Annotated in this window: 26 protein-coding genes; 24 read left to right on the forward strand and 2 right to left on the reverse strand. The window is 68.8% G+C overall.

Annotated features, from left to right (window positions below):
- From ADADO0_RS04555 to ADADO0_RS04575, 5 genes are read left to right on the forward strand one after another with little or no spacing between them, the layout of a single operon-like run.
- On the forward strand, positions 1-2,247 hold the full coding sequence (locus tag ADADO0_RS04555) for a cobaltochelatase subunit CobN (RefSeq protein WP_511303914.1): 2,247 nt from the start codon (positions 1-3) through the stop codon (positions 2,245-2,247).
- On the forward strand, positions 2,244-3,737 hold the full coding sequence (gene cobG, locus ADADO0_RS04560) for a precorrin-3B synthase (protein WP_511303915.1): 1,494 nt from the start codon (positions 2,244-2,246) through the stop codon (positions 3,735-3,737). The genes ADADO0_RS04555 and cobG overlap by 4 nt, the downstream gene beginning before the upstream one ends.
- A complete protein-coding gene (locus ADADO0_RS04565) occupies positions 3,737-4,372 on the forward strand; it encodes a precorrin-8X methylmutase (protein WP_511303916.1) in 636 nt (211 codons plus the stop codon). The genes cobG and ADADO0_RS04565 overlap by 1 nt, the downstream gene beginning before the upstream one ends.
- A complete protein-coding gene (locus ADADO0_RS04570; RefSeq protein ID WP_511303917.1) occupies positions 4,369-5,094 on the forward strand; it encodes a precorrin-2 C(20)-methyltransferase in 726 nt (241 codons plus the stop codon). Before ADADO0_RS04565 ends, ADADO0_RS04570 begins: the two co-directional genes overlap by 4 nt.
- Positions 5,091-5,846 (forward strand): precorrin-3B C(17)-methyltransferase, encoded by a 756-nt coding sequence (locus ADADO0_RS04575; RefSeq protein WP_511303918.1) that lies wholly within the window; start codon positions 5,091-5,093, stop codon positions 5,844-5,846. Before ADADO0_RS04570 ends, ADADO0_RS04575 begins: the two co-directional genes overlap by 4 nt.
- Before the next feature lie 671 nt (positions 5,847-6,517).
- On the opposite strand, the gene ADADO0_RS04580 is transcribed toward ADADO0_RS04575, so the two are convergent.
- The gene (locus tag ADADO0_RS04580; RefSeq protein ID WP_511303919.1) at positions 6,518-7,264 is read right to left on the reverse strand and encodes a cobalt-precorrin-6A reductase; all 747 of its coding nucleotides are present in this window, start codon (positions 7,262-7,264) and stop codon (positions 6,518-6,520) included.
- A 34-nt stretch (positions 7,265-7,298) separates the two neighbouring features.
- Here ADADO0_RS04580 and cbiE point away from each other — a divergent pair, with 34 nt between their 5' ends.
- From cbiE to cobM, 3 genes are read left to right on the forward strand one after another with little or no spacing between them, the layout of a single operon-like run.
- Positions 7,299-8,537 (forward strand): precorrin-6y C5,15-methyltransferase (decarboxylating) subunit CbiE, encoded by a 1,239-nt coding sequence (gene cbiE / locus ADADO0_RS04585; RefSeq protein WP_511304100.1) that lies wholly within the window; start codon positions 7,299-7,301, stop codon positions 8,535-8,537.
- Between the two features lie 30 nt (positions 8,538-8,567).
- Complete coding sequence (locus tag ADADO0_RS04590) at positions 8,568-8,918, forward strand: cobalamin biosynthesis protein (RefSeq protein WP_511303920.1); 351 nt, start codon at positions 8,568-8,570, stop codon at positions 8,916-8,918.
- Positions 8,915-9,664, forward strand: coding sequence for a precorrin-4 C(11)-methyltransferase (gene cobM / locus ADADO0_RS04595; RefSeq protein ID WP_511303921.1), 750 nt, complete (start codon positions 8,915-8,917; stop codon positions 9,662-9,664). The genes ADADO0_RS04590 and cobM overlap by 4 nt, the downstream gene beginning before the upstream one ends.
- 406 nt (positions 9,665-10,070) lie before the next feature.
- Here cobM and ADADO0_RS04600 read toward each other — a convergent pair whose 3' ends face one another.
- Positions 10,071-11,186, reverse strand: a complete 1,116-nt coding sequence (locus ADADO0_RS04600) for a cobalt-precorrin-5B (C(1))-methyltransferase (RefSeq protein ID WP_511303922.1) — start codon at positions 11,184-11,186, stop codon at positions 10,071-10,073.
- Positions 11,187-11,686: 500 nt separating this feature from the next.
- Here ADADO0_RS04600 and ADADO0_RS04605 point away from each other — a divergent pair, with 500 nt between their 5' ends.
- The 16 genes from ADADO0_RS04605 to ADADO0_RS04680 all read left to right on the forward strand — a co-directional run bounded on the left by ADADO0_RS04605 (position 11,687) and on the right by ADADO0_RS04680 (position 26,525).
- On the forward strand, positions 11,687-13,000 hold the full coding sequence (locus tag ADADO0_RS04605) for a cobyrinic acid a,c-diamide synthase CobB (RefSeq protein ID WP_511303923.1): 1,314 nt from the start codon (positions 11,687-11,689) through the stop codon (positions 12,998-13,000).
- A 142-nt stretch (positions 13,001-13,142) separates the two neighbouring features.
- Positions 13,143-13,364, forward strand: a complete 222-nt coding sequence (locus ADADO0_RS04610) for a hypothetical protein (RefSeq protein WP_511303924.1) — start codon at positions 13,143-13,145, stop codon at positions 13,362-13,364.
- Positions 13,365-13,438: 74 nt separating this feature from the next.
- Positions 13,439-14,914: an NAD-dependent succinate-semialdehyde dehydrogenase gene (locus tag ADADO0_RS04615; RefSeq protein WP_511303925.1), complete on the forward strand. Its 1,476-nt coding sequence runs from the start codon at positions 13,439-13,441 to the stop codon at positions 14,912-14,914.
- A 458-nt stretch (positions 14,915-15,372) separates the two neighbouring features.
- The gene (locus ADADO0_RS04620) at positions 15,373-16,290 is read left to right on the forward strand and encodes a hypothetical protein (protein ID WP_511303926.1); all 918 of its coding nucleotides are present in this window, start codon (positions 15,373-15,375) and stop codon (positions 16,288-16,290) included.
- A gap of 81 nt (positions 16,291-16,371) precedes the next feature.
- Positions 16,372-17,385, forward strand: a complete 1,014-nt coding sequence (gene nagZ, locus ADADO0_RS04625; protein ID WP_511303927.1) for a beta-N-acetylhexosaminidase — start codon at positions 16,372-16,374, stop codon at positions 17,383-17,385.
- Positions 17,386-17,389: 4 nt separating this feature from the next.
- Positions 17,390-18,196: a segregation and condensation protein A gene (locus tag ADADO0_RS04630; RefSeq protein WP_511303928.1), complete on the forward strand. Its 807-nt coding sequence runs from the start codon at positions 17,390-17,392 to the stop codon at positions 18,194-18,196.
- Positions 18,193-18,909, forward strand: coding sequence for an SMC-Scp complex subunit ScpB (scpB, locus tag ADADO0_RS04635; protein ID WP_511303929.1), 717 nt, complete (start codon positions 18,193-18,195; stop codon positions 18,907-18,909). The genes ADADO0_RS04630 and scpB overlap by 4 nt, the downstream gene beginning before the upstream one ends.
- Positions 18,906-19,988 carry an ABC transporter ATP-binding protein gene (locus ADADO0_RS04640; protein WP_511303930.1) on the forward strand — a complete coding sequence of 361 codons (1,083 nt, stop codon included), beginning with the start codon at positions 18,906-18,908 and terminating at the stop codon, positions 19,986-19,988. Before scpB ends, ADADO0_RS04640 begins: the two co-directional genes overlap by 4 nt.
- Positions 19,989-20,080: 92 nt before the next feature.
- Positions 20,081-20,311, forward strand: coding sequence for a twin-arginine translocase TatA/TatE family subunit (locus ADADO0_RS04645; protein WP_511303931.1), 231 nt, complete (start codon positions 20,081-20,083; stop codon positions 20,309-20,311).
- A 51-nt stretch (positions 20,312-20,362) separates the two neighbouring features.
- Positions 20,363-20,893, forward strand: coding sequence for a Sec-independent protein translocase protein TatB (gene tatB, locus ADADO0_RS04650; protein WP_511303932.1), 531 nt, complete (start codon positions 20,363-20,365; stop codon positions 20,891-20,893).
- Positions 20,890-21,690: a twin-arginine translocase subunit TatC gene (gene tatC, locus ADADO0_RS04655; protein WP_511303933.1), complete on the forward strand. Its 801-nt coding sequence runs from the start codon at positions 20,890-20,892 to the stop codon at positions 21,688-21,690. Before tatB ends, tatC begins: the two co-directional genes overlap by 4 nt.
- Positions 21,691-21,874: 184 nt before the next feature.
- Positions 21,875-23,287: a serine--tRNA ligase gene (serS, locus tag ADADO0_RS04660; protein WP_511303934.1), complete on the forward strand. Its 1,413-nt coding sequence runs from the start codon at positions 21,875-21,877 to the stop codon at positions 23,285-23,287.
- 181 nt (positions 23,288-23,468) lie between these two features.
- A complete protein-coding gene (gene surE, locus ADADO0_RS04665) occupies positions 23,469-24,242 on the forward strand; it encodes a 5'/3'-nucleotidase SurE (protein WP_511303935.1) in 774 nt (257 codons plus the stop codon).
- A 121-nt stretch (positions 24,243-24,363) separates the two neighbouring features.
- On the forward strand, positions 24,364-24,786 hold the full coding sequence (ndk, locus tag ADADO0_RS04670) for a nucleoside-diphosphate kinase (RefSeq protein WP_511303936.1): 423 nt from the start codon (positions 24,364-24,366) through the stop codon (positions 24,784-24,786).
- Between the two features lie 179 nt (positions 24,787-24,965).
- Complete coding sequence (locus ADADO0_RS04675) at positions 24,966-25,661, forward strand: TerC family protein (protein WP_511303937.1); 696 nt, start codon at positions 24,966-24,968, stop codon at positions 25,659-25,661.
- A gap of 129 nt (positions 25,662-25,790) precedes the next feature.
- Positions 25,791-26,525, forward strand: a complete 735-nt coding sequence (locus ADADO0_RS04680) for a TerC family protein (protein WP_511303938.1) — start codon at positions 25,791-25,793, stop codon at positions 26,523-26,525.
- Positions 26,526-26,647: the final 122 nt, after the last annotated feature.

The following is a 26,647-nucleotide window of genomic DNA, read 5'->3' on the forward strand; positions in this document are numbered from 1 at the left end:
ATGTGGCGGATCGCGCCGCCGCCCTGGCACGGCTGGCGCGCGCGCCAACCCATGAGCGGGCGCCTTGCCATCCTGATGCCGGATTATCCCGGCGCACCGGGCCGCACCGGCTATGCGGTGGGGCTCGACGTGCCGGAGAGCGTGCGCAGCCTGCTCGAAACCCTGGCGGGGGCGGACTACGATGTTCCCCCGGCACCGCCCGATGCCCGCGCCCTGCTCGACGCGATCATTCCCTCCGAAGCCCTGCCGCTTGGCGCCTACCGCGCCATGCTTGCAACACTCCCCGCCGCTCTCCAGGCGCAGATGGAGGCCGCATGGGGCCCGCCGGAAAACGACCCGTTGGCGCGCGAGGGCGCATTCCATTTCCGCGCCGCGCGGTTCGGCACGGCGATGGTCGCGCTTGCGCCCGACCGGGGCTCCTCGCTCGACCGGCGCGCCGATTATCACGATCCGGCCCTGCCGCCGCGCCACGCGCTGCTCGCCTTCGGGCTCTGGCTTCAGCGGAACTTCGATGCGCTCATCCACATGGGCGCCCACGGCACGCTCGAATGGCTTCCGGGAAAGGCGGCGGCGCTGACACCCGCCTGCTTCCCGCGCGCGGTGCTGGGCGCTTTGCCGGTGATCTATCCCTTCATCCTCAGCAATCCCGGCGAGGCGACGCAGGCCAAGCGGCGGATCGCCGGCGTCACCATCGGCCATCTTCCCCCGCCGCTCGCCGGGGCGGAGCTGACCGAGGCCGAGCAGCGCCTGGAACGGCTGGTGGACGAATATGCCGGCGCCGACGGGCTCGATAACCGGCGGCGGGACAAGCTCGCGCGGCTGATCGTGGCGACCGCAGGCGAAACCGACCTCGCCCGCAGAGCCGGCGTCGCCGACGGCACCGATCCGGATGAGGCCCTGAAGCGCATCGACGCCTGGCTGTGCGATCTCAAGGACCTCGCCGTAAAGGACGGGCTCCATGTCTTCGGCGCCGCCTCACCCGACCCGCAACGAGCGGCAAGTGGCGCGGCCGAGCGCGCGGCATTGCTCATGGCACTCGACGGGCGCCATGTGCCGCCCGGCCCCTCCGGCGCGCCGTCACGCGGGCGGCAGGATGTCCTCCCCACCGGCCGCAATCTCTTCACTGCCGACCCGCGCCATCTGCCCACCGCCACCGCCATGGACCTCGGCCGGCTGGCGGCGGATGAAGTGGTGCGCGCCTATCTCCAGGACCACGGCGACTATCCCCGCGCGGTGGTGATCGACCTGTGGGGGAGCGCCACCCTGCGCACCGGCGGCGAGGAGATCGCCCAGGGCCTGCATCTCATGGGCTGCCGGCCGATCTGGGACGTAGCGAGCGGACGCGTCACCGGCATCGAGGTGCTGCCGCCGGCCGCAATCGGTCGGCCGCGCGTGGACGTGACATGGCGCATCTCCGGCCTGTTCCGCGACGTATTTCCCGCTCAGCTCGCCCTGCTCGACGCCGCAGCCCGCGCGGTCGCAGCGCGCGAGGATGAAGCCGACGACAACCCGCTTGCCGTCAGCGTGCGCGCGGGCGGGACGGTCGCGCGCATCTTCGGCTCGGCGCCGGGCAGCTATGGCGCCGGCATCGAGGATCATCTTGCCTCGGGCCGCTTCACCGACCGCGCGGAACTGGGCCGGGCCTATCTCGACGCCACCGCCTTTGCCTATGGCGGCCCGGACGGCACCGCCAGCCCCAGCGGCGATGCCTTCGCCCACCGCATTGCCGATGCCGACGCGCTGATCCACGGCGCCGACGATCCCGGCCGCGACCTGCTGGACGGCGGCGAGGATGTCGCCTTCATGGGCGGCTTCGCGGCGGCGGCCTTTACCCTGGGCCGCGCCGCCGACCTCGTGGTGCTCGATACCAGCGACCCGCATCGCCCCCGCGCCCGCCGGCTGCGCGATGCCCTGGCCCGGATCGTCCACGGGCGGGTCTCGCGCCGCTTCATCGCCGGGCAGATGCGTCATGGACCGCGCGGCGCGTCCGAATTCACCGAGACCGTGGACCGCCTCATCGGCTTCGCCGAAACCACCCACGATGTGCCCGGCGACCTGCTGGACCAGCTTCACGCCGCCTATCTCGGCGATCCCGACGTGCGCGCCTTCCTGCTGCGGGAAAATCCCGCCGCCGCGCAGGCCATGGCCGCGCGCTTCGAGGATGCCCGGCGGCGCGGGCTGTGGCATCCCCGCCGCAACGATCTCGACGGCGACCTCACGGCATTGCGCGCGGAGGCTGCGGAATGACCCTCCCCCGCCGCCGCGGCGCCTGCCCGGCGCTGAGCGTACCCATGGAAACCGGCGACGGCCTGCTGGTGCGTCTCACCCCCTGGGATGGCGCCTTGTCTCCCGTGGCCCTCGCGGGTCTGGCAGCGGCAGCGCAGACGTTCGGCAACGGCCTGCTGGAGGTGACGGCACGGGGAAACCTGCAATTGCGCGGCCTCCGCGCGGCGACAATCGGCCCGCTCAATAGAGCGGTGGACGCCCTCGGCATCCGCGCCCGGGAAGGGCTTGCGCTCGATGTTTCGCCGCTGGCTGGGCTGGATGCGCAGGAACACGCCGATGCCCGGCCGTTGGCTGATGCCGTCCGGGCTGGCATCGCGGCCCTGGGGATCGGCGGGCGGCTCGGCCCGAAAGTCTCCGTGGTGATCGACGGCGGCGGCTCGGTCTCCCTCGACGCACTCCCCGCCGACATCCGCCTGAAGGCGCGCGACGACGGCGCCTGGGACCTCGCCCTGGCCGGCAGCGCCCAAGCCGCCACCGCACTCGGGCATATCGATCATAGGGATGCGGCTGACTCTGTCGTTGCCCTGCTCACCCAACTCGCGACGCACGGCCCGGCGGCAAGGATGGCCGATTTTCTGCGTGGCGGGCGCGTCGCGGCTCTCGCGTCCATTCTGCCTGCTCTCTCTTGGCTCCCACGCAAGGTTGTCCCCTCTCCCGCTTGCGGGGGAGGGTTAGGGAGGGGGAATTGGCGCGGCATGGACAATCCTGACTATGCTGAAGCGCCTGCGTCTGCCCCCTCCCCAGCCCTCCCCCGCAAGCGGGAGAGGGAGCTTGGCATGCACGGCGGCTCGATCTCGTTGAGAGATCCCCCCACACCAAGTATCCCACTCCACCCCCTCGCCGACGGCACCCTCGCCCTGGCGATCGCGCTTCCCTTCGGCGTCGCCGATGCCGGGATGATGATCGCGCTTGCCGATGCAGCCGCGCACCATGGCGCGCGGGATCTGCGGCCAGCGCCGCCGCGCATGATCGTGGCGGTAGGGCTCTCGCGGGAAGGCGCGGCGGCGCTGGCCCGAGACGCGGAACAGCTCGGCTTCATCATCGATCCGGCGGATCCGCGCCGGTCCGTCATGGCGTGCCCCGGTGCACCGGCCTGTGCTTCGGGGCGGATCGCGGCGCGGGCGATGGCGCCGGAGATTGCGGCGATGCTGGCCCCGCTGCTGGACGGCAGCGTTACGGTGCATGTGTCCGGCTGCGCCAAGGGGTGCGCCCGGCCGGCGGCTGCGACACTCACCATCGTCGGGCGCGACGCGCAGGGCATGGACAGTCCGGTCGGCCTCGTGCGACAGGGCAATGCGGGGTCCCCGCCCGATGCCGTCCTCAAGCCGCAGGCCCTGATGCCCGCCTTCGCCCGCATCGCCGAATTGGCGGCCGAGCGGCGGACGGGGGAAAGCGGTGCGCAATTTCTCTCCCGCCTCGATCTCGCGGCGCTGCTGGAGCCTTCAGCCTGATGGGTGCCACGTTCGATTACGTCCGCGACGGCACCGCCATTTATGAGCGATCCTTCGCCATCATCCGCGCCGAGGCGGACCTTTCGCGCTTCTCCGAAGACGAAGCCGATGTCGCGGTGCGGATGGTCCATGCCTGCGGCCTCGTCGCGGCGGCGCAGGATTTCGTGTTCGGCCAGGGATTTGTCAGCGCCGCCCGCGCGGCGCTCAAGGCCGGCGCACCCATTTTGTGCGACGCGCAGATGGTCGCCCACGGCATCACACGCGCGCGCCTGCCCGCCGGCAACGAGGTGATCTGCACCCTACGCGATGCCAGCGTCCCGGCGCTGGCGGAACGGCTCGGCACCACCCGCTCGGCGGCGGCGCTGGACTTGTGGCGTGATCGGCTGGAGGGGGCGGTGGTTGCCATCGGCAATGCGCCGACCGCTCTGTTCCACCTGCTGGAAATGCTGGACGCCGGCGCGCCGCGCCCCGCTGCCATTCTCGGCATGCCGGTGGGCTTCGTGGGCGCGGCGGAATCCAAGGACGCGTTGGCGGAGAACCCGCGCGGCGTGCCGTTCGCCATCGTGCGCGGGCGGCTCGGCGGCAGCGCCATCACCGCCGCCGCATTGAACGCACTGGCGAGGGCCGGGGTATGAGCGGGCGGCTGATCGGCGTCGGCGTCGGGCCGGGCGATCCCGAGCTTATGACCTTCAAGGCCGCGCGGGCGATCGGCGCGGCAGATGTGGTGGCCTATTTCGCCAAGGCGGGCAATGCCAGCCACGCCCGCGCCATCGCTCAAAGCCATTTCACCGAGGGCGTTCTCGAACTGCCCTTGCTCTATCCCGTCACCACCGAAATCCACCGCCATGATGCCGCCTATCGTGAGGCCATCAGCGCCTTCTACGATGCCTCGGCTGCGGCCCTCGCCTTGCATCTGGACGCCGGCCGCACTGTGGCGGTGCTGAGCGAGGGCGACCCGCTGTTCTACGGCTCCTACATGCATCTGCATGTCCGCCTGTCCTCGCGGTTTCCCACCGAGGTGATCGCCGGCGTGACAGGCATGTCTGGCTGCTGGTCCACGGTGGGTACCCCCATCGCCCAGGGCGACGATGTCCTGATGGTGCTGCCCGGCACATTGGAGGAGAGCGAACTGGCCCGCCGCCTCGCGCAGGCGGACGCGGCGGTGATCATGAAGGTGGGCCGCAACCTGCCGAAGATCCGCCGCGCGCTGGCGTCTGCCGGGCGCCTGCCGCGCGCCCATTATGTGGAACGCGGCACCATGGCGAACTGCACCACCATTCCGCTCGCCGAGCGGCCCGACACGCCCGCCCCCTATTTCGCCATCGTGCTGGTTCCCGGCTGGGAGCGCCCGGAATGAGCGGGCGCCTCGTCGTGGTGGGCCTCGGCCCGGGCGCACCGGAGCAGATGACACCCGAGGCGGCCCAGGCGCTAAGCGAAGCCGACGCCCTGTTCGGCTATGGGCCCTATCTCGACCGTGTGGTCCTGCGCGCGGGCCAGGTATGCCACGCCTCGGACAATCGCGAGGAACTGTCCCGCGCCGGCGCGGCGCTGGAACACGCGGCTGCGGGTGCGCGCGTCGCCATGGTCTCCGGCGGCGACCCCGGCGTGTTCGCCATGGCGGCGGCGGTGTGCGAAGCCATTGAGGCGGGGCCGCCGCAATGGCGCGCCATCGAGACCCGCATGGTCCCCGGCGTGACCGCCATGCTGGCGGTGGCGGCGCGGGTCGGCGCGCCGCTGGGCCATGATTTCTGCGCTATGTCGCTCTCCGACAATCTCAAGCCGTGGGATCTGGTGCAGCGACGCCTGAAGGCGGCGGCGCAGGCCGGCTTCGTGGTGGCGCTCTACAATCCGGTCAGCCGCGCACGGCCCTGGCAATTGAGCGCCGCATTCGACCTGCTGCGCGAGGTGTTGCCTGGCACGGTTCCGGTGGTGTTCGGCCGCGCGGCGGGACGGGCCGACGAGCGCATGCGCGTCGTGCCCCTGGCCGAAGCGGCATCCGACATGGCGGACATGGCCACCTGCATCATCATCGGCTCTCCCGCCACCCGCATCGTGGAGCGCGCCGGCCTTGAGCCATTGGTCTATTCCCCCCGGAGCGCGGGGGGATGACGGCCTCTTCCGCGCCGATGTCTGCTTCTTTTGTCGAGGCTCGCTCCTTTGTCGACGCTCGCGCAGCCCGGGCCGCCCCCTCCCCCTTGAGGGGGGAGGCTTGGGGTGGGGGGTATGGCGCCGCCAGGACCCCCGTCGCCGGACCAAGCGGAGAAATACCCCCCACCCTGCCCTCCCCCTCAAGGGGGGAGGGTTCATGCGGCACCCAGCGGAGCTTCGGAAGTAGATTTCTCCCTGATAACGCGCGCCGCATCATCCGCGCTCGCCCCCTCTCCCGCTTGCGGGGGAGGGCTGGGGAGGGGGAAATTGGTGAGTCATGGCCGGGTACGGAGCTTTCTGTAGGGCTCCTGCCCCCTCCCCACCCCTCCCCCGCAAGCGGGAGAGGGAGCCACCGCGCTTTAGGCGACGCTCCCCTTTATTGGGAGGGTTCGCGCGGCACCCGGTGGTGCTCCGGAAGCGGATTTTCCGCTGATAACGCGCGCCACGTCATGCGCGGGCGCCCCCTCTCCCGCTTGCGGGGGAGGGTTGGGGAGGGGGCAGGAGCCTCACGGGAAGCACTGCGTCTGGCCATTTCTCAGCAATTCCCCCTCCCTAACCCTCCCCCGCAAGCGGGAGAGAGAATAGCCCCGCCAAGGTCGAGAGATCCGCTGCGAAGCAGACGGGAGCCCCCCTCACCGGCGCGCCAGAACCTCATCCAGCCACGCGACGGCGGCCTCGGTGCTTTCCACCGATGCGACGTCTGGAAGTTCAGGCCGGCGCAGCAGAAGAACCTCGATACCAAGCGCCCGCGCGGCGGCGATCTTGGCGTAAGTGGCGGCGCCGCCGCTGTTCTTGGCGACGATGACATCGATGCGGTGGGCCGCGAGCAGAGCCTGTTCATCACTCAGCGCGAACGGGCCGCGCGCCATCACATAATGCGCATCCGGCACCGCCAAAGGCGGAACCACGGGATCGACGCTGCGCACCACATAGCCATGCTGGGGCGCCGCCGCGAAGGCGCGGACCTCGTTGCGGCCGAGCGCCAGGAACACACGGCGCGGACTGTCCCCCAGCGCCGTCACGGCGCCAGCGACGTCCGCCACCTCATGCCAGCGATCCCCCGCCTGCCGCTCCCACGGCGCGCGCAGCAGGGCGAGCAGCGGCACGTCGGCGGCCGCGCAGGCCTGGGCGGCGTTACGGGAAATGGCGGCGGCATAGGGATGGGTCGCATCGATCACCGCGCCGATGCCCTCGGCGCGCAGATAATGCGCCAGCCCCTCCACCCCGCCGAACCCGCCGGTACGGGTGGGGACCGGCTGGGGCGCGGGATTTTCCGTGCGCCCGGCGAGCGAGAGAATAACCTTGAGATCGGCGCGGCCGGCGATCTGCCCCGCGAGGCGGCGGGCGTCCGCCGTGCCGCCCAGGAGGAGCAGGGGCATGGGTGAGGGCGCGTGGGACGGCGATAAATCTGGCATGGCGCCGCACACTGCCTCGCCGCGCGCTTGGCTGTCCATCGTCGGCATCGGCGAGGACGGCGCCGCCGGCCTCTCGCCCGCTGCGCGCGGCTTGATTTGCGATGCCGAGCTTGTCTTCGGCGGCGCGCGGCACCTCGCGCTTGCGGGCGACCTCGTGACGGGCGAGCCGCGCGCTTGGCCGAGCCCCTTCTCCGAGGGCATCGCGCAGGTGCTGGCAGCGCGCGGGCGAAAGGTCTGTGTCCTCGCTTCCGGTGATCCATTCCTCCATGGGGTGGGCGCGACGCTGGCGCGGCATGTGCCGGCCGATGAGATGCGCGTGATCCCGGCGCCCTCTGGCTTCAGCCTTGCGGCGGCGCGCCTCGGCTGGGCGCTCCAGGACGTCTCGTGCATCTCGCTCCACGGCCGGGAGATCGGCCGCATCCGGCCGATCCTGCATCCCGGCAGCCGCATCCTGGCGCTGACGTCGGATGCGGACGGCCCGGCGGCGGTCTGCGCCCTGCTCGACACCCTGGGCTTCGGCGCTTCGCAGGTGGTGGTGCTGGAAGCCCTGGGTGGACCGCGCGAGCGGGTGCGACGCGTGCAGGCCAGCGATTTCGCGCTTCCCGATATCGATCCGCTGAACCTGCTTGCCATCACGGTGGAAGGCAGTGCCCCAGTCCTCCACCTGGGGCGCGGCCTGCCGGATGCGCTGTTCGAGCACGACGGGCAGATCACCAAGCGCGAGATCCGCGCGCTCACACTGTCCGCGCTTGCCCCGCGCCGGGGCGAAACGCTGTGGGACATCGGCGCGGGGGCAGGCTCGGTCGCCATCGAATGGCTGCTGTGCGATCCCTCGCTCAAGGCCATCGCCATCGAGGCGGCGCCGGAGCGTGCCGCGCGCATCGCCCGGAACGCGGCGGCGCTGGGCGTGCCCCACCTGCGGGTGGTGGAGGGCACGGCGCCGGCCGCATTGTCGGGCCTGCCCGTGCCGGATGCCATCTTTGTCGGCGGCGGCGGGAGCGAGGAAGGGGTGCTGGATGGCGCGATCTTCGATCTCAAGCCGGGTGGACGGCTGGTGGCCAATGCGGTGACGCTGGAAACCGAAGCGCTGCTGCTAGGTCTTCACGCCCGGCTCGGCGGTGATCTCGTGCGCCTCGCTGTCACCCGCGCCGCGCCGGTGAAGGGCATGACCGGCTGGCGCCCGGCCATGCCGGTCACGCAATGGGTCTGGGTGAAACCCCTGGAGACGCGGGCATGATCGTCGCCGGCATCGGCAGCAAAAGGGGGGGTGAGCGCGCGCGACGTGCTCGACGCCATCGACGCCGCGCTGGAGCGGGCGGAACTCACCCGCGATGCGCTCAGCGCCATCGCCACCCCGGCCATCAAGGGCGGCGAACCGGGCATCGCCGCCGCCACCGCCGGCCTTGGATTGCCGCTGGTTCTGGTGCCGCAGGCCCAGTTGGAGGCCGCCTCCGCGCGGACGCAGACCCGCTCCGAGCGGGTGGTGGCTCTGCTGCGCGTGCCCTCCGCATCGGAAACCGCCGCTCTCGCCGCTGCGGGGCGCGATTCGCATCTGCTGGGGCCGCGCCTCGTGCTTGGCGCGGTGACATGCGCGATCGCGCGGGGGGGCGTGGCGTGAGCGTCCATTTCATCGGCGCCGGACCCGGCGCAGCGGATCTCATCACCGTGCGCGGACGCGACCTCATCGCCCGCTGCCCGGTCTGCCTCTATGCCGGTGCGACGGTGGCGCCGGAGCTTCTCAGCCATTGCCCGCCGGGCGCGCGCATCGTCGACACCGCCCCGCTCGATCTCGACCGCATCGAGAGCGAATATCTCGATGCCCACGCCAAGGGCCTCGACGTGGCGCGGCTGCATTCCGGCGACCTCTCGCTGTACAGTGCGCTCGCCGAGCAGATGCGCCGGCTGGATCGTCACGCCATTCCCTACACGCTCACCCCCGGCGTTCCCGCCTTTGCCGCGGCGGCGGCGGTGCTGCGCCGTGAACTCACCGTGCCGGAAGTGGCGCAGAGCCTCGTGCTGACCCGCATCTCCGGGCGGGCCTCCGCCATGCCGGCGGGGGAAACCCTCGCCGCCTTCGCCGCCACCGGTGCGACGCTCGCCATCCACCTCGCCGTGCACGCGCTCGACCGGGTGGTTGCGGAATTGACGCCGTTCTACGGGCCTGCATGCCCGGTGGCGGTGGTTTCCAAGGCGACATGGCCGGACGAGCGCATCGTGCGCGGCACCTTGTCCGACATCCGCGACAGGCTCGCCGCCGAGCCCCTGGCGCGGATGGCGCTGATCCTTGTGGGGCCGGCACTGGCCGCTGAAGGTTTTCGCGACAGCGCGCTTTATGATGCGGATTATGTGAGGCAATTCCGGTGAATCAACCGCCCCGTCGTTTCGCGCCCCCTCCCCCCTTGAGGGGGAGGGTTGGGGTGGGGGGTATGGTGCCGCCAGGGCCACCCACGCCGGAACACGCCGAGAGATACCCCCCACCCTGCCCTCCCCCTTGCGGGGAGGGGAATTGCCTATGGCGTTGTGCGGGCGTTCCCGCCCGACATGACGTCATGCCCGGGCTTGTCCCGGGTATCCACGCCCCTCCGTGCGCGCTGACCTCCTGGGCCGGCGCCCGGCGGCACCGCGTGGATGGCCGGGACAAGCCCGGCCATGACGATTCCATGAGGTCTTTCGGCCGCGCGTTTCAAAGAAACGGGGCTCCAAATTTCCAAATGCAATTCCCCTGCCCTCAAGGGGGGAGGGTCGCGAACGGTGGGGTCGCGCAAAAAAATTACGCTTCCCTGAACGGCGCCAATCCCATCAGCGCCCCATCGCGGTCGAAGACGGCGATTTCCAGCGCCATGCCTTTGCCGGCGATGACCCGCGCGGCGGTGTCCCAGGCGCGGCGGGCGACCACATCGCCGAGCATCACCCCCTCGGCGCCGGCAAGCTGGAAGGCGTGGGCGACGGTGTTGGCGGCGGCAATCCGAGCGGCGAGGTCCACGCTCGCGCCTGCATCCAATGCCAGGGCGGCAAGGGCGGCGAGATCGGCGGCGCCGCGTTTGGAATGCAGGTCGAGCAGGCCCTGGGCCAGCTTGGTCATCTTGGCGACGCCCCCAGCGACCGTGATGCGCGGCACCGGATGAGCCCCGAGATATTTCAGCATCCCACCGACGAAATCGCCCATGTCGATCAGCGCGACCTCCGGCAGGCCGTGCAGCGTCTGCACCGCCGCCTCGGATGCCGACCCCGTGGCGCCGGCCACATGAGCCTGCCCCATGGCGCGGGCGACATCGATGCCGCGATGGATCGAGTGAATCCAGGCCGAACAGGAAAACGGGATGACGATGCCCGTGGTCCCCAGCACCGAAAGTCCGCCCAGGATGCCGAGGCGCGGGTTCAGCGTCTTCAGCGCCAGCGCGGCGCCGTCCTCGATGGCGATCTCAACCTGCGCATCGGCGCCCACGCCTGCCGCTTGCGCCACCTCGGCGATTCCCTGGGCGATCATGCGGCGGGGCATGGGGTTGATCGCCGGCTCGCCCGGCGGCAGCGGCAGGCCGGGCCGGGTGATGGTGCCGACACCCTCCCCCGCCCTGAAGGTCACGCCGGTCCCCGCCGCGCCGCGCGTCACCCGCGCCCGCACCAGGGCGCCGTGGGTAACATCGGGATCATCCCCCGCATCCTTGACGATGCCGGCCATGGCGGTGTCGCCCTCGCGGCCCGTGACGGCCAATGCGAAGGCAGGGCGCCCGCCGCCCGGCAGTTCCACCTCGACGGGATCGGGAAACGCGCCCGTCACCAAAGCGGCAAAGGCCGCCTTCGCCGCGCCGGCCGCGCAGGTGCCCGTGGTCCAGCCGCGCTTCAGCGGACGGTCCGGCGGGGGATCGAGGGCGATGTCTTCGTCCATGAGGTTTCTTACACGAAGCCGGACGGGATTCCTCTCATCCCCCAGCGGGTTTTGATGGCGGCGCCCTGCCCCCTCCCCAGCCGTCCCCCGCAAGCGGGAGAGGGAGCCTCTTGGGTTTCGGGCGATGCACCCCCCTCTCCCCGACGGGGAGAGGGTTGGGGTGAGGGGGGCAACCCTGTCCGTTCTGCGCCTCAGGAGCCCCCTCACCCGGCTGCTGCGCAGCCGGCCTCTCCCCCTCGGGGAGAGGTGGAAACAGCCTTATTTCCGGGCACTGCGGAAAGCGTGCGAACTGCGTTTTGCGCGGTCGCCATTTCTCACCCATTCCCCCTCCCCAACCCTCCCCCGCAAGCGGGAGCGGCAGCGGCGGAGGGCGCTCCCGGCGGACGCGGACTCACGCGCAGCGCAGCCGGAAAAGCCCTCTCCCGCTTGCGGGGGAGGGTTGGGAGGGGGCCGGCGCCTGAAGTCCCGCCAAGAGCGGCACGCACAAACGGAGCCCTCCCATGACGCGCGGTTTCATGATCGCGGCGCCGCGATCCGGCTCGGGCAAGACGACTGTGACGCTCGGCCTGCTCGCCGCTTTGGCGCGCAGGGGCATCGCGGTGCGGGCGGCAAAGTCGGGGCCGGATTATATCGACCCCGCCTTCCATGGCGCCGCCACCGGGCGGCCGGGGCTCAATCTCGATAGCTGGGCCATGCCGCCGGATCTGCTGGGCGCCATCGCCGGCCAGGCTGCGGAGGGGGGCGAAATCCTAGTGGTGGAAGGCGCCATGGGGCTGTTCGACGGCGTACCGGGAGTGCCCGGCCGTTCCGGCGCGGGGGCGGATGTAGCCGCCCGCCTCGGCCTGCCCGTGCTCCTGGTGTTGGACGTTTCCGGCCAGTCGCAGACCGCCGCCGCAGTGGCGCGGGGCTTCATGCACCACGATCCCGCCGTGCGCATCGCCGGCCTGGTGCTGAACCGGCTCGGCAGCGCACGGCACGAAAAGCTGATCCGCGACGCCATGGCCCCGCTCGGCCTGCCGGTGGTCGGCGCGATCCCGCGCACCGATGCGCTGGTGTTGCCGGAGCGGCACCTCGGGCTGGTGCAGGCGGACGAGCATGGCGACCTGCCCGCGCGCCTCGCGGCGCTCGCCGACATGGCCGAGCGGCACATCGATCTTGACGCGGTGCTCGCCCTTTCAGCCCCCTTGGCAGCGCCCTCACCGAGCGAAGAGGGGCCGATGCTGAAGCCGCCGGGCCAGCGCATCGCGCTCGCGCGGGATGGGGCGTTCAGCTTCGTCTACGGCCATCTCCTCGCCAGCTGGCGCCGCCAAGGCGCTGAAATTCTGCCCTTTTCGCCGTTGGCGGACGAGGCGCCGGACGAAACATGCGATGCCTGCTGGCTGCCGGGCGGCTACCCCGAATTGCACGCCGGCACCCTCGCCGCCGCCGCGCGCTTCAAGGCCGGCATGCTGCGGTTCGCGCAGACCCGCCCGGTGCATGGCGAATGCGGAGGCTACATGGCGCTCGGCACCGCGCTGGTGGATGCGCAGGGCACCGTCCATGCCATGCTCGGCCTGCTGGCGCTGGAGACCAGTTTCGCCAAGCGCAAGATGACGCTCGGCTATCGCGAGGCGCGGCTGCTGGGGCAATGCGCGCTGGGGCCGGAGGGGGCACGGGTGCGGGGACACGAGTTCCACTACGCCACCATTGTCTCGCGCGGCGCCGACCTCCCGCTGGCTGACCTCACCGATGCGCAGGGCCGTGCGCTCGGCGCTGAGGGGAGCCGAAGGGGCCAGGTTTCCGGCAGTTTCTTCCACGCCATCGCCCCAGCCTGACCTACGGGAACCATCTCGCTTCGCAATCCTTGCAGGAAAAGGGCTGCAATTCCGGCATGTCTGCGCCAGGCAATGCGCGCTATACTGGACATAACGAGCCGAAACGGCCGGTCGAGGAAACGTCAGCATTGGAGGACCATCCATGCGGTGCCAATTGAAAGAAGACGACTTCCGGGAAGCCATTCTCGATATCGTCGGCGCGAAGGACGGACAGGCCATCATCATCCAGGTGATCGGCGGCGCCACCATCACCGGATATGCCCCGCTCAGCGTGGGGCGAGACTATCTCAGGTGCCATATCGCGGGCGGCGAGCATCACAAGGAACAGATCGTCCCCTTCCATTCCATCACCTGCGTGCGCTAGTCCTATCCGCCGCGCTTCTTTGTGGCTCCGCATCTCGGCGGAAGCCTTTCGCACGCCGCCGGCAAGAGGAAACCATGACCGTCCACACGCCCATTTCCGGTAACGCCTCCGACTTCCCCCTGTTGCGCAAGCAGATGCTGATCGGCGGCGCATGGGTCGACGCCGATGGCGGCGCAACGATTGATGTCGTGAACCCGGCCACGGGCGAACTGTTCGGCACCATTCCCGATGCCGGCGCCGCCGAGACCCGCCGCGCCATCGAAGCCGCCTCCAAAGCCTTCCCCGTCTGGCGCGCCAAGACCGCCGCCGAACGCGCGACCCTGCTGCACAAGCTCGCCGACCTCCTGGTGGAGAATGTCGACGAACTCGGCCGCATCCTCACAACCGAACAGGGCAAGCCGCTGGCCGAGGCCAAGGGCGAGGTCGGCTCCTCCGCCGCCTATGTGCGCTGGTTCGCCGAGGAAGCGCGCCGGCTCTATGGCGACACCATCCCTTCCCCCTGGGCCGACCGGCGCATCCTTGTCACCAAGGAGCCGGTGGGCGTGGTTGCCGCCATCACCCCCTGGAATTTCCCCTCCTCCATGCTCTCCCGCAAAATCGGCGCGGCGCTGGCGGCGGGCTGCACCGTGGTGTGCAAGCCTTCGGAACTCACCCCTTTCTCCGGCCTCGCCTGGGGCGTGCTGGCGGAGAAGGCCGGCATTCCGGCGGGCGTCATCAACATCGTCACGGGCGATGCCAAGTCGATCGGCGGGGAGATGACCTCGAACCCGGCGGTGAAGAAGGTGACGTTCACCGGCTCCACCGCCGTCGGCAAGCTGCTCATGAAGCAGTCCGCCGACACTATGAAGAAGATCTCCCTGGAACTGGGCGGCAACGCCCCCTTCCTGGTGTTTGACGATGCCGACCTCGACAAGGCGGTCGAGGGCGCCATCGCCTCGAAATACCGCAACGCCGGCCAGACCTGCGTCTGCGCCAACCGCTTCTATGTGCAGGCCGGCATCTATGATGCCTTCGTCGCCAAGTTCGTCGAGGCGTCCAAGGCGCTGAAGGTCGGCAATGGCTTCGAGGAGGGCGTGGTGCAGGGGCCGCTGATCGAGCAGCGGGCCGTCGACAAGGTGGAGCGCCTGCTGAAGGACGCACTGGACAAGGGCGGCAAGATCGTCACCGGCGGCCACCGCCATGCCCTGGGCGGCACCTTCTTCGAGCCCACGGTGATCGCCGACGCCACGCCCGACATGGCGTTCTCGCGTGAGGAAATCTTCGGCCCCATGGCTCCGGTCTTCAAGTTCGAGACCGAGGCGGACGCCATCCGCCTCGCCAACGACACCGAATACGGCCTCGCCTGCTATTTCTTCACCAAGGACCTCGGCCGTGCGTTCCGCGTGGCGGAAGGGCTGGACTATGGTCAGGTGGGCGTGAATGCCGGCGTCATCACCACCGAGGTCGCCCCCTTCGGTGGCGTGAAGGAGAGCGGCATCGGCCGCGAAGGCTCCAAATACGGCTGTGACGACTACCTCAACATCAAATACATGTGCATCGGCGGCATCTGATCCCGCTCCGCCCTATGATCCCCTCTCCCGCTTGCGGGGAGGGTTAGGGAGGGGGAATTGGTCAGAAATGGCCGGGCGCAGAGCTTTGTCTGAAGGCTCCTGCCCCCTCCCCAGCCCTCCCCCGCAAGCTGGAGCTCTGCGAAAGGGGTAGGCGCGGGTTTGGTGGTGTTTGTCGAGTGACTGCGGCATGCCCCCTCTCCCCGCGGGGGAGAGGGCTGGGGTGAGGGGGACAACCCTTTCCAGCCCTGAAATGTCGGAGCCCCCTCACCCGGCTGCTTCGCAGCCGACCTCTCCCCCTCGGGGAGAGGTAAAAGGCAGCTCGGCCTTTGCATCTAGCGAACCGAGGGCGTTTGCGAGATCCCTTTCGCAGAGCTCCCGCAAGCGGGAGAGGGAGCGCGCGGCGGGTCCCTCAGCCATGAACCGGCCGGCCTGGCCATGACGGAGATGGGTCTTTCCCGATGCGAAACGTCCTCCTCGCCAGTCTGCTGGCGTTCTCCACCCCCGCCTTTGCCGCCCCCGTCTCCGTCGAGGTGCGCAACGAGAGCGAGCCGGTGCTGTGTGCCGAGAAGGACAATGTCGCCTTGGTGTTCGCCGCACCGGCGGTGCGCGCGTTCCGCATCGAGGCGCGCCACCCCGCCTATATCGGCATGCTCAACGCCGACCGCACTGCGCCCGACTGGACCCAGTGCGATATGTCCGGCGACACCCGCTTTGCCGCGAAGCCGCGCACGCAGATCCTGTTCCGCTCCTCGCAATTCAAGCTCGTGGGCTTCACCTTCCCAAGCTTCTGGCGCGCGCCGGATGTGCCGGTGAAGATCGCCGGGCGGACCTTCAACGGCCTGCACATGGTGCAGCTCTGGGCGCGTTCGCCGCGCGGACTGTACGAAAGCCTCGTGGTCTATCCCCCTGACGGCTATTGGCGCGCCCGCCCGCTGCCGCCGAGCCACCTGCCTGTCGCGGCCTATGGCTCCTCCTTTCTGGTTGGACCGGTTGAAACCGACGTGCGGCCACTGGTCAAGCTGAAGGAAATCGCGTTCGACCCCGGGGCCAGCACCTTCACCCTCTCCTTCGCCGCCGGCGGCACCGCCCGCATGCGCATTTCCGCGCTGGACCGCGAACGCCAGACGCTCGACGTGACGCTGGACGGGGTGGCGACGGACCGCCCGTTCGCGGCGCTGCGCTCCATGTATGTCACAGCCTTCAACAACGACGTCGCGGCGGTCGCCTGGAAGCCGCCGGGCGTGGCCGGCTGGCGCGAGCAGCCGATCTTGGATTTCCCCGGCGGCCCGGCCCTGGAACTCTGGGCCGGCCGCCTCTCCCCCTCGCGCCACAACACCAGCGCCCCGGACATGGTGTTCGGACCGTTCGCGGACTGATCCCCGCGCCAGTGTGGGAGAAAGCGGCCGGCGGCCCGCCCCCGCCTTGACGCCGCGCCGGCCCGCCGATACGCCCGTACCATGACCTCGCGCGCCTTCATCACCGGCCTTGCCGGGCTCGTGCTCCTCGACGAGGAGCGCGCCTTCCTGAAGGAGGCCGCGCCCTGGGGCCTCATCCTGTTCGCCCGCAACGTGCAGACCCCCGAGCAGGTGCGCATCCTGATCGAGGAGGCCCGCACCGCTCTCGGCTGGCGCGCGCCGGTGCTGATCGACCAGGAAGGCGGCCGGGTGCAGCGGATGCGCCCCCCTCACTGGCGCGATTACCCGCCCGGCGAAGCCTTCGGCCGACTTTATCAACAAGACCCTGAACGTGGCCTGTCGTCAGTGCGGTTGAACTCACGCTTGATCGCGGCAGATCTGGCTGAAGTCGGGATCGATGTCGACTGCCTGCCGGTGGCGGATCTGCGCCTGCCGGAGGGCCACGGCATCATCGGCAACCGGGCCTATGGCGACACGCCGGAGCAGGTCTCAGCCCTGGCCCGCGCCGCCGCCGAGGGGCTGCTGGAGGGCGGCGTCCTCCCCGTGGTCAAACATATTCCCGGCCACGGCCGCGCCCCGGTCGACAGCCACGAGCGCCTGCCGCAGGTGGACGCGCCCCGCGAGCTTCTGGAGCGCACCGACTTCGCGACGTTCCGCCCGCTCAACGACCTGCCGCTGGCGATGACCGCGCATGTGGTCTATTCGGCCATCGACCCAGACAATCCCGCCACCACCTCGAAGCGGGTGATGGACGAAATCGTGCGTGGCTTCATAGGCTTCACCGGCCTTGTGATGAGCGACGACCTCTCCATGGGGGCGCTTGCAGGCACCCTCGCCACCCGTTCCGTGGCCGCGCTCGCCGCCGGGTGCGACATGCTCCTGCACTGCAACGGCCGGATGGACGAGATGATGCCAATCGCCGCTGAGGCCCCCCTTCTCTCCGGCCTCGCCGCGGAGCGCGCCGACGCGGCGCTGGCTTTCCGCAAGGACCCGGCCGAATTCGACCTGGAAGCCGTCCGTCGCGAACTGGCGGCGCTGGCCGACGCGCCGGCCTGACATCATGACCGAGGCGCCCCCTCCCCCCGAATTCGCCGAGGACACCCCGGCCACCGCGGGAGAGGGCGCCTTCGTTGTGGACATCGAAGGTTTCGAGGGACCTCTCGACCTCCTGCTCGCCCTCGCCCGCACCCAGAAGGTGGACCTGACCCGCCTCTCGATCCTCGCCCTTGCCGACCAATACCTTGCCTTCATCGATGCGGCGCGGAAGGTGCGGCTGGAACTGGCGGCGGACTATCTCGTGATGGCGGCGTGGCTCGCCTATCTCAAATCCCGCCTGCTGCTGCCGCCTCCGCCGAAGGAGGATGGGCCGAGCGCTGAGGAGATGGCGGACGCCTTCGCCCGGCGCCTGCGGCATCTCGAGCGCATTCGCCAAGCCGCGCAACGGCTTATGGCGCGCACCCGGCTCGGTGTGGACGTCTTTGCCCGGCGACTCCCGGAAGCCAAAGCGGCGCTGCCGGGGCGGGTGGTCTATGACGCCAGCCTCTACGATCTCCTCTCCGCCTATGCCACGCAGCGCCAGCGCACCGCCCTCTCCTATGTCACCCTCAAGACGCGGGCGGTGTGGTCGCTGGCGGAAGCGCGCGCGCGATTGGAACGGCTGGTGGGCGCCGAGCATGGCGACTGGGTGCGGCTGGACCTGTACCTGATCGACTATCTCGCCCAACCCGAGCAGCGCGCCACCGCGCTCGCCTCCTGCTTCTCCGCAAGCCTTGAGATGGTGCGCGAGGGGACGCTGGATATCCGCCAGGACGCGCCGTTCTCCCCGCTCTGGCTGCGGCCGCGCGGGACCCAGGAATCCCTACTATGAGCCGCGCCTCCCCGCGTATCGACCTGTTCGACGCGCGCCCGCTGGACGAGCGCGAGGCCGCCCTGGTGCGCGACATGCGCACGGTCGAGGCCCTGTTGTTTGGCTCCTCCCTGCCGCTGGATGCCGTGACCCTCGCAGCCCGTCTGCCGAAGGACACCGACATTCTCGCCCTCATGGACATGCTGACGGCGGACTATGCCCGGCGCGGCGTCAATGTGGTGCGGGTCGCGGGCGGCTGGATGCTGCGCACCGCACCGGACCTTGCCGAGGTGGCAGGAGAGGGCGCGCCCGAAATGCGCAAGCTCTCGCGGGCGGCGACCGAAGTGCTGGCCATCGTTGCCTATCACCAGCCCGTCACCCGCGCCGAAATCGAGGATATTCGCGGCGTCTCCACCTCCAAGGGCACGCTGGATGTGCTGCTGGAAAGCGGCTGGGTGCGCCTGCGCGGCCGCCGCCGGGCGCCCGGACGGCCCGTGACCTATGGCACCACACCGGCATTCCTGATCCATTTCGGCCTCGACGCGGTGCACGACCTGCCGGGGATCGAAGAGATGAAGGGGGCCGGCCTGATCGATCCGCGTGTGCCCTCCGGCTTCGCCATCCCCCTGCCCTCGGATGATGACCGCCTGCGGGACGACGAGGAGCCGCTGGAGCCCGAACTGCTCGACCTCATCCTCACTCCCGCACCGGAAGAGGAAGAGGACGAGACATGAGCGCCCTCGCCATGCGCGAACCGGCGCCGACCGCCCTCGCCAAGGGCCTGAATTTTCTGGATGTTCACCTGTCATACGGGCGCGTGGAGGCGGTGCGCGGCGTGTCGCTGGAGGTGCGGCCGGGCGAAGTCCTTTGCCTGCTCGGTCCCTCCGGTTGCGGCAAGACCTCGCTGCTGCGTCTCGCCGCCGGCATCGAGGTGCCCGACGCAGGCCGCATCCTGATCGACGGGCAGGAGGTCGCCGGACCTCTCGGCGTCGTACCGCCGGAGCGGCGCGGCGTCGGGCTGGTGTTCCAGGACTATGCCCTGTTCCCCCACCTCACCATTCTCCAGAACGTGATGTTCGGGCTCGACCGCCTGCCGCGCGCCACGGCGCGGGACGAGGCGATGCGGGCGCTGGCGCGGGTCGACCTCGGAGGTGTCGAGGCCGCTTATCCCCATGAACTCTCAGGCGGGCAGCAGCAGCGGGTGGCGCTTGCCCGCGCGCTGGCGCCACGGCCGGGCATCCTGCTGCTGGACGAGCCGTTCTCCGGCCTGGACCGGCGGCTGCGGGACCAGGTGCGGGCCGACACGCTGGCGGTGCTGCGCGATGTGCGCGCCACGGCGATGATCGTCACCCACGATCCCGAGGAGGCGATGCGCCTTGCCGACCGCATCGCCCTGCTTCGCGACGGCGAACTGGTGCAGGTGGACACGCCGGAAACCCTCTACCGCACCCCGGTGGACCTTGGCGTCGCCCGCTTCTTCTGCGAACTGAATGAGGTGCCGGCACGCGTGCGGGCCGGCGTGGCGGACACGCCGCTGGGGCGATTTCCCGCCCCCGCAATCTCCGACGGGCCGGCGGTGGCGGCGGTGCGACCCCAGGGCATCGCTTTTGCTGTGAGTGGCGAGGGGCTGACGGGGCGGATCATCGAGCGACGTTCCCTTGGGGAAATCGACCTTGTGCTGGTGGCGGTGGAAGGGTTAGATCGTCCGTTGACGGCACGGCTGCGGACCAGCGGTCCGGTGCAAACGGGCGAGAAAGTCGGGCTTTTGATCGACCCGGCGGAAGTCCTTGTTTTCGCCTTCTCCGGGTCCTAGTGTCGCCGCTCGAAAAAGCGTGGCACGGGCGCAAGCCTGAGGCCGGCTACAATCAAGAGACTCGGCGACGAGACTCTCACGGAGGGTGAGTGATGGGTTCGATGAGCATCTGGCACTGGATCGTAGTGCTGGCCGTGGTGCTCCTCCTGTTCGGTCGCGGCAAGATCTCCGACCTGATGGGCGACGTGGCCAAGGGCATCAAGTCCTTCAAGAAGGGGATGGCCGAGGACGAGACACCTGCGCCGTCCACCGCGCCCGAGGCCCCGCGAAACATTCCGCATCAAGTACCCAGCTCGGCCGAGGCCGAGAAGAAGCCGGTCTGACGGCACCCCACGAGGAGAGGGCGGCGGCATAGTCGCCGGCAATAGGCCGTCATGTTCGACATCGGCTGGTCGGAACTGATGCTGATCGGCGTGGTTGCGCTGATCGTCATCGGTCCAAAAGAGTTGCCTTCCGTCCTGCGTACGGTCGGCAAAACCATCGCCCGCGTGCGCCGCATGGCCGGGGAGTTCCAAGGGCAATTTCAAGATGCCCTAAGGGAAGCTGAGCTTTCCGAAATCCGCAAGGACATCGGCGACATCGTCGGCGGTGCCGGCGGTGCCGGCGAGAGCGTGAAGAAAAGCTTCCCCGGCATGGATGTGCTCGACCCGCTGCGCTCGATCCGTGAGGAAATCCGCTCCACCGTGGAAAGCGCGGGCAAGCCGGCAGCGCCTGTCGCGGCCGTGGAAAGCGGTAGCGAGACTTTGGCCGCCGCACCGACACCCCCGATCACGAGCGAGCCCCTGGTGCCCCTGCCCGAGCCTGCCGCAGAGCCGGAAATCAATCTGCCCTTGCCGATTTCTCCGATCACGCCTGCCCCGGTGGCGGCGGAAGACAAGCCTCCCCAGAGCGGAACGCCGACATGAGCGAGGAGGAAATCGACGCCTCCAAGGCCCCCTTGATCGATCATTTGATCGAGCTGCGTTCGCGGCTGATCAAGTCGGTCATTGCATTCATGTTGGCGTTCTTCTTGTGCTTTTTCTTCGCCAAGCAGATCTACAACATCCTGCTGTGGCCCTATGAATTCGCCTCCGGCTTCAGCGGTAACGTGAAGCTGATCTACACGGCACCGCAGGAATTCCTGTTCACCCAGATCAAGCTCGGCATGTTCGGCGCGGCCTTCCTGTCGTTCCCGATCGTGGCGACGCAGATCTACATGTTCGTCGCGCCGGGCCTCTACAAGCACGAGAGGCAGGCCTTCCTGCCCTATCTGGTGGCGACACCCTTCTGCTTCCTGGCGGGCGCGGCCTTCGTCTATTTCGGCGCCATGCCGCTGGCCATGAGCTACTTCCTGAACATGCAGCAGGTCGGCGGCGACGGGCGCGCGGAAATCTCGCTGCTGCCGAAGGTGAGCGAATATCTCTCGCTCATCACGACCCTGATCCTCGCCTTCGGCATCACCTTCCAGCTTCCGGTGGTCCTGACGCTGCTGGCGCGCATCGGCATCCTCACCTCGGACCAGCTTAAGAAGGCGCGGCGCTTCGCCATCGTCGGCGTGTTCATCGTCGCCGCCGTGCTGACGCCGCCGGACGTGGTCTCGCAGCTCGCCCTTGCGATCCCGACGCTCCTTCTCTACGAGATTTCCGTCTATCTGGTGCGCATCGTCGAGAAGCGCCGGGCAGCGGAGGAGAAGGCCCGAGAGGCAGCATCCGACGCCGCCTGACGCGGCGCGTGATGCGCATTTCCTAAGGTTTTTGGACGGAGGCCGTCCTCTCTCCCAAGCGTCATGGCCGGGCTCGTCCCGGCCATCCACGCGGTTCCGTCTAGTGGAGAGGCGTGGATGCCCGGGACAAGCCCGGGCATGACCGTGGTTTGGGGCGTCCGCCGTTTCCTCGGAGTCGGTCGATATGCACGACATCAAATGGATTCGCGACGAGCCCGAGGGTTTGGTGCGCGCTCTCGTCCGGCGGCAGGTGCCCCAGGCGGACGCGACCGCCCTGCGCGATAAGCTCCTGGGGCTGGACGAACAGCGCCGCGCCACCCTCACCACGCTTGAGACCCTGCTCGCCCGCCGCAATTCCGCGTCCAAGGACATCGGCCAGGCCAAGGCCGCCAAGGACGAAGCGCGCGCCGCCGCCCTCATGGAAGAGGTCGCCAAGCTCAAGACCGACGTGCCGGCGCTGGAAGCGCAGGTGAAGGAGATCGAGAGCACGCTCAACGACGAACTCGCCGCCATTCCCAACGTCCCGCTCGATCAGGTGCCGGACGGCAAGGACGAGCACGACAATGTGGAACTGAAGGTGGTCGGCACAAAGCCCGACTTCGCCTTCACCCCCAAGCAACATTTCGAGGTGGGCGAGGCGCTCGGCCTCATGGACTTCGAGACCGCCGCCAAGCTTTCCGGCGCGCGCTTCGTGGTGACGAAGGGGCCGATGGCGCGGCTGGAGCGGGCGCTGGGGCAGTTGTTCCTGGATGTGCATACCGGCGTCGAGCACGGTTACACTGAGGTGAACCCGCCGCTGCTGGTGCGCAACGACGCGATGTTCGGAACCGCGCAACTTCCCAAATTTCGAGACGACCAGTTCCCTACGCTTAAATCTCTCCCAAAAGCCGAACAAGAAGCGAAGTTTGAGGCTGCCCATCCAAAGGGTAGCTGGAGTCGGCTTTTATTTAGTTCTGAAGAGTTCAGGAGTGAACTGCTCTGGCTCATCCCCACCGCCGAAGTCCCGCTGACCAACCTCGTCCGCGAATCCATCCTCACCGAGGACGAACTCCCGCTGCGCTTCACCGCCTGCACCCCCTGCTTCCGCGCCGAGGCGGGATCGGCCGGGCGGGATACGCGGGGGATGATCCGGCAGCATCAGTTCACCAAGGTGGAACTGGTCTCCATCACCACGCCGGAGCAGGCGCTGGCGGAGCATGACCGCATGCTGGCCTGCGCCGAGGCGGTGTTGCAGAAGCTTGGCCTGCATTATCGCGTGGTGACGCTCTGCACCGGCGACATGGGCTTCGCCTCGCAGAAGACCTACGACATCGAAGTCTGGTTGCCGGGGCAGAACGCGTTTCGCGAGATTTCCTCCTGCTCGGTCTGCGGCGACTTCCAGGCCCGGCGGATGAACGCGCGCTATCGCCCGAAGGACGCCAGCGGCAAGCCGGGCGCGCCCCGCTTCGTCCACACGCTCAACGGCTCCGGCGTCGCGGTCGGCCGCGCGCTGGTGGCGGTGCTGGAGAATTACCAGCAGGAGGACGGCTCCGTCATCGTGCCGGAGGCTTTGCTGCCGTACATGGGCGGGATCACCAAGATCGAGAAGATGGGATAGGGATCCGTCTCCCTCCCCCCTCGCACACCGCATTCCCTCTCCCGCTTGCGGGGGAGGGGTAGGGAGGGGGAATGGCGACGAAACAGCGGGTGCAGCGCTTTTTGTGAGGCTCCGGCCCCCTCCCCAGCCCTCCCCCGCAAGCGGGAGAGGGAGCCGCCCGAAAACAGGAAAAGAGACACACATGCGCATCCTGGTGACGAACGACGACGGCATCCACGCCCCCGGCCTCGACGCCTGCGTGCGCATCGCTCAAGCCCTGTCCGATGACGTGTGGGTGGTTGCGCCGGAAACCGACCAGTCCGGCGTTGCCCATTCGCTCTCCCTGTCCGATCCGCTGCGGCTGCGCGAAGTGGCTCCGCGCCGGTTCGCGGTGAAGGGCACACCCACGGATTGCGTGATCATGGCCGTGCGCCACATCCTCGACGCGCGTCCCGACCTGGTGCTGTCCGGCGTCAACCGCGGGCAAAACATCGCCGAAGACGTGAGCTATTCCGGCACCGTGGCCGGCGCCATCGAGGGCACCATCCTCGGCATTCCCTCGATTGCATTGTCCCAGGCATTCGGCCCCACCACGCGCGATAATCCCAGCTACGACACGGCCGAGACCCACGGCCCCGGGGTGATTCGCACCCTGCTGAAGGAAGGGGTGCCGCCGGGCGTCGTCATCAATGTGAACTTCCCGGACCGCAAGCCGGACGCCGTCGGCGGCATCGCGGTGACGGCCCAGGGCAAGCGCGACCAGAACCTGATGCGCATCGAGGCGCGGCACGACGGGCGTAACAACCCGTATTTCTGGATCGCCTTCGAGCGCCGGATCTCCGCCACAATTCCCGGCACGGATCTGCGCGCGTTGGACCAGGGCTTTATCTCCGTCACCCCGCTGCGGGTAGACCAGACCGACGAGCCCTTCATGACCCGGCTTGCCCTGGTGTTCGAGGAAAGCAAAGGCGGCTGAGGGGCGCCGGCAGCGCGCGCGCCAGCCGCCTTCCCTTGCCGCAGGCTGGCATCGCTGCTAAGAGCCCGCGTCCACGCCTTGAGCGTGGAATTCCGATTTCAGAAAAAACAGGACGGTGAACATGGCGATCGAGCGCACCTTCTCGATCATCAAGCCCGACGCGACGCGCCGTAATCTCACTGGCGCGGTCAACGCCGTCATTGAGAAGGCCGGCCTTCGCATCGTTGCTCAGAAGCGCATTGAACTGACCCGCGCCCAGGCCGAGACCTTCTACGGCGTGCATCGCGAGCGGCCCTTCTTCGGCGACCTCGTCGCCTTCATGACCTCCGGCCCCGTCGTGGTCCAGGTGTTGGAAGCCGAAGACGCGGTGGCGAAGTATCGCGAAGTGATGGGCGCGACCAACCCGGCAAACGCAGCCGAAGGCACGATCCGCAAGCTGTTCGCGGAATCCATCGAAGCCAACACGGCCCACGGTTCGGACAGCGTGGAGAACGCGGGCATCGAAATCGCCCAGTTCTTCGCCGGAAACGAAATCGTCGGCTGACGACATCCGCAGCCGGGGCTTAACAGCTCCGGCTGCACTGCAATATGCTTTTACCGCCTGCCGTGTCCGGTTTTGGTTGTCGCACAGCGGCCTGTCGACTAGCTTCCGCTCAGGAATGCATAATACGGCGCACCAGACTCCGGCATTCCAGTTGGAAACGTTTGTGAGGATGGGGAACGATGTCGCTGTCGCTCGACAATCCGGCGCTTTGGCTGGCGCTGCTTCAGATTATTTGGATCAACATTCTGCTCTCGGGTGACAATGCCGTGGTGATCGCCATGGCATGCCGTTCGCTGCCGGAAAAGACCCGCAAGTGGGGGATCATCACCGGCGCGGGCGTCGCGGTCGGCCTGCGAATCCTGTTCACCGGCATCGTCGCCACCCTGCTCGCCCTTCCCTGGCTGAAGCTGGTCGGCTCGCTGGCGCTCATGTACATCGCCGTCGATCTCGCGCTTCCCAATGAGGAGAGCGAAGACACGGTCGAAGCCAGCGACAGCCTCTGGAAGGCCATCGGCACGGTTGCCATCGCCGACATCGTCATGAGCCTCGATAATGTCGTGGCGGTCGCGGCGGTCGCCAACGGAAGCTGGTTCCTTCTGATTGTCGGCCTCGCCATCTCCATTCCGCTGATCGTCGCCGGCTCCTCCTTGGTGATGTCGCTGCTGGATCGCTTCCCTCTGCTGATCTGGGCCGGCGCGGCGCTGCTGGGCTGGGTGGCCGGAGAGATGCTGGTCTCGGACGTCGCCGTCATCGACCGAATCGGTCCCGAAGTGGCGCATCGCTGGGAATATCCGGCGGCAGCGGTATGCGCCGTTCTCGTGGTGGGCATTGCCTACACGGTGGGGCGGATGCGCAAGGCGAAAGCGGCCCACTAGCTCAAGGAAACGCCGCCTCACGCGGCGATAAAAGGGGACGTCCGCGTCCCCTTTTTCTTCGCTTCTCACATGACGTAACGTAAATAATAAGCGTTCAACCCATCCCGCCGCACATCGACGAGAACCGATATGGATTTTGCCGCACCCACCTTCTGGCTATCGCTGCTCCAGATCATCTGGATCGATCTGCTGCTATCGGGTGACAACGCCGTGGTGATCGCCATGGCCTGCCGCTCCCTGCCCGACAGGCAGCGCAAGTGGGGCATCCTGCTCGGTGCGGGCGCGGCGGTCGGCCTGCGCATCATTTTCGCGCTCGCGGTGTCCTACCTCCTCGGCGTGCCGCTGCTGAAGGTGGTCGGCGGCCTGCTTCTTCTGTGGATCGCGGTGAAGCTCGTGACCGATAGCGAGGGCGGCGGCCATGAGGTGCAGGCGGCAACCAGCCTGTGGAAGGCTGTTCGGACCATCGCCATCGCCGATGCCGTGATGAGCCTGGACAATGTGGTGGCCATCGCCGCCGCCTCCCGCGGCCATCCCGAACTGTTCATCTTCGGCCTTCTGCTCACGATTCCGCTGATCGTTGCGGGCTCGCAATTGGTGATGGCGCTGCTCGCCCGCCTGCCCGCTCTGGTCTGGGCCGGAGCGGCCCTGCTCGGCTGGATCGCCGGCGAGATGCTGGTGAGCGATGTGATGTCGCTGCAATACATGCAGAGTTTCGACCCGCACCTGGTCAAGCCCGACGAAGACTCGCCCATCGGCATGAAGCCCGCCAATCTCCCCCACTATGTCGCGAGCGCCGTGGGTGCGGTGTTCGTGGTGGCGCTGGGCTGGCTGCTGCGCAGCCGTCAGCGCCCCCAGGCGGCGTGAGTTCCCCATCCCCCGCTCCTCCGGTAATTAGGAGGGGCGGGCGCTGACGCCAAGCGCATGGCGCACCGCAAGAGAAAGGCGCGCGGGTCTCGATAAAGCCCCCGCCGGCACGCTATGATCGC

Origin of the sequence: Aquabacter sp. (assembly GCF_965279295.1) — a bacterium.
Lineage (GTDB): Bacteria > Pseudomonadota > Alphaproteobacteria > Rhizobiales > Xanthobacteraceae > Aquabacter.

What these genes read in the sequence shown, in the direction of transcription:
- ADADO0_RS04555 (WP_511303914.1), top strand. Translation starts at nt 1, where the DNA reads ATGTGGCGGATCGCGCCGCCGCCCTGGCACGGCTGGCGCGCGCGCCAA.
- cobG (WP_511303915.1), top strand. Translation starts at nt 2,244, where the DNA reads ATGACCCTCCCCCGCCGCCGCGGCGCCTGCCCGGCGCTGAGCGTACCC.
- ADADO0_RS04565 (WP_511303916.1), top strand. Translation starts at nt 3,737, where the DNA reads ATGGGTGCCACGTTCGATTACGTCCGCGACGGCACCGCCATTTATGAG.
- ADADO0_RS04570 (WP_511303917.1), top strand. Translation starts at nt 4,369, where the DNA reads ATGAGCGGGCGGCTGATCGGCGTCGGCGTCGGGCCGGGCGATCCCGAG.
- ADADO0_RS04575 (WP_511303918.1), top strand. Translation starts at nt 5,091, where the DNA reads ATGAGCGGGCGCCTCGTCGTGGTGGGCCTCGGCCCGGGCGCACCGGAG.
- ADADO0_RS04580 (WP_511303919.1), bottom strand. Translation starts at nt 7,264, where the DNA reads ATGCCCCTGCTCCTCCTGGGCGGCACGGCGGACGCCCGCCGCCTCGCG.
- cbiE (WP_511304100.1), top strand. Translation starts at nt 7,299, where the DNA reads ATGGCGCCGCACACTGCCTCGCCGCGCGCTTGGCTGTCCATCGTCGGC.
- ADADO0_RS04600 (WP_511303922.1), bottom strand. Translation starts at nt 11,186, where the DNA reads ATGGACGAAGACATCGCCCTCGATCCCCCGCCGGACCGTCCGCTGAAG.
- ADADO0_RS04605 (WP_511303923.1), top strand. Translation starts at nt 11,687, where the DNA reads ATGACGCGCGGTTTCATGATCGCGGCGCCGCGATCCGGCTCGGGCAAG.
- ADADO0_RS04610 (WP_511303924.1), top strand. Translation starts at nt 13,143, where the DNA reads ATGCGGTGCCAATTGAAAGAAGACGACTTCCGGGAAGCCATTCTCGAT.
- ADADO0_RS04615 (WP_511303925.1), top strand. Translation starts at nt 13,439, where the DNA reads ATGACCGTCCACACGCCCATTTCCGGTAACGCCTCCGACTTCCCCCTG.
- ADADO0_RS04620 (WP_511303926.1), top strand. Translation starts at nt 15,373, where the DNA reads ATGCGAAACGTCCTCCTCGCCAGTCTGCTGGCGTTCTCCACCCCCGCC.
- nagZ (WP_511303927.1), top strand. Translation starts at nt 16,372, where the DNA reads ATGACCTCGCGCGCCTTCATCACCGGCCTTGCCGGGCTCGTGCTCCTC.
- ADADO0_RS04630 (WP_511303928.1), top strand. Translation starts at nt 17,390, where the DNA reads ATGACCGAGGCGCCCCCTCCCCCCGAATTCGCCGAGGACACCCCGGCC.
- scpB (WP_511303929.1), top strand. Translation starts at nt 18,193, where the DNA reads ATGAGCCGCGCCTCCCCGCGTATCGACCTGTTCGACGCGCGCCCGCTG.
- ADADO0_RS04640 (WP_511303930.1), top strand. Translation starts at nt 18,906, where the DNA reads ATGAGCGCCCTCGCCATGCGCGAACCGGCGCCGACCGCCCTCGCCAAG.
- ADADO0_RS04645 (WP_511303931.1), top strand. Translation starts at nt 20,081, where the DNA reads ATGGGTTCGATGAGCATCTGGCACTGGATCGTAGTGCTGGCCGTGGTG.
- tatB (WP_511303932.1), top strand. Translation starts at nt 20,363, where the DNA reads ATGTTCGACATCGGCTGGTCGGAACTGATGCTGATCGGCGTGGTTGCG.
- tatC (WP_511303933.1), top strand. Translation starts at nt 20,890, where the DNA reads ATGAGCGAGGAGGAAATCGACGCCTCCAAGGCCCCCTTGATCGATCAT.
- serS (WP_511303934.1), top strand. Translation starts at nt 21,875, where the DNA reads ATGCACGACATCAAATGGATTCGCGACGAGCCCGAGGGTTTGGTGCGC.
- surE (WP_511303935.1), top strand. Translation starts at nt 23,469, where the DNA reads ATGCGCATCCTGGTGACGAACGACGACGGCATCCACGCCCCCGGCCTC.
- ndk (WP_511303936.1), top strand. Translation starts at nt 24,364, where the DNA reads ATGGCGATCGAGCGCACCTTCTCGATCATCAAGCCCGACGCGACGCGC.
- ADADO0_RS04675 (WP_511303937.1), top strand. Translation starts at nt 24,966, where the DNA reads ATGTCGCTGTCGCTCGACAATCCGGCGCTTTGGCTGGCGCTGCTTCAG.
- ADADO0_RS04680 (WP_511303938.1), top strand. Translation starts at nt 25,791, where the DNA reads ATGGATTTTGCCGCACCCACCTTCTGGCTATCGCTGCTCCAGATCATC.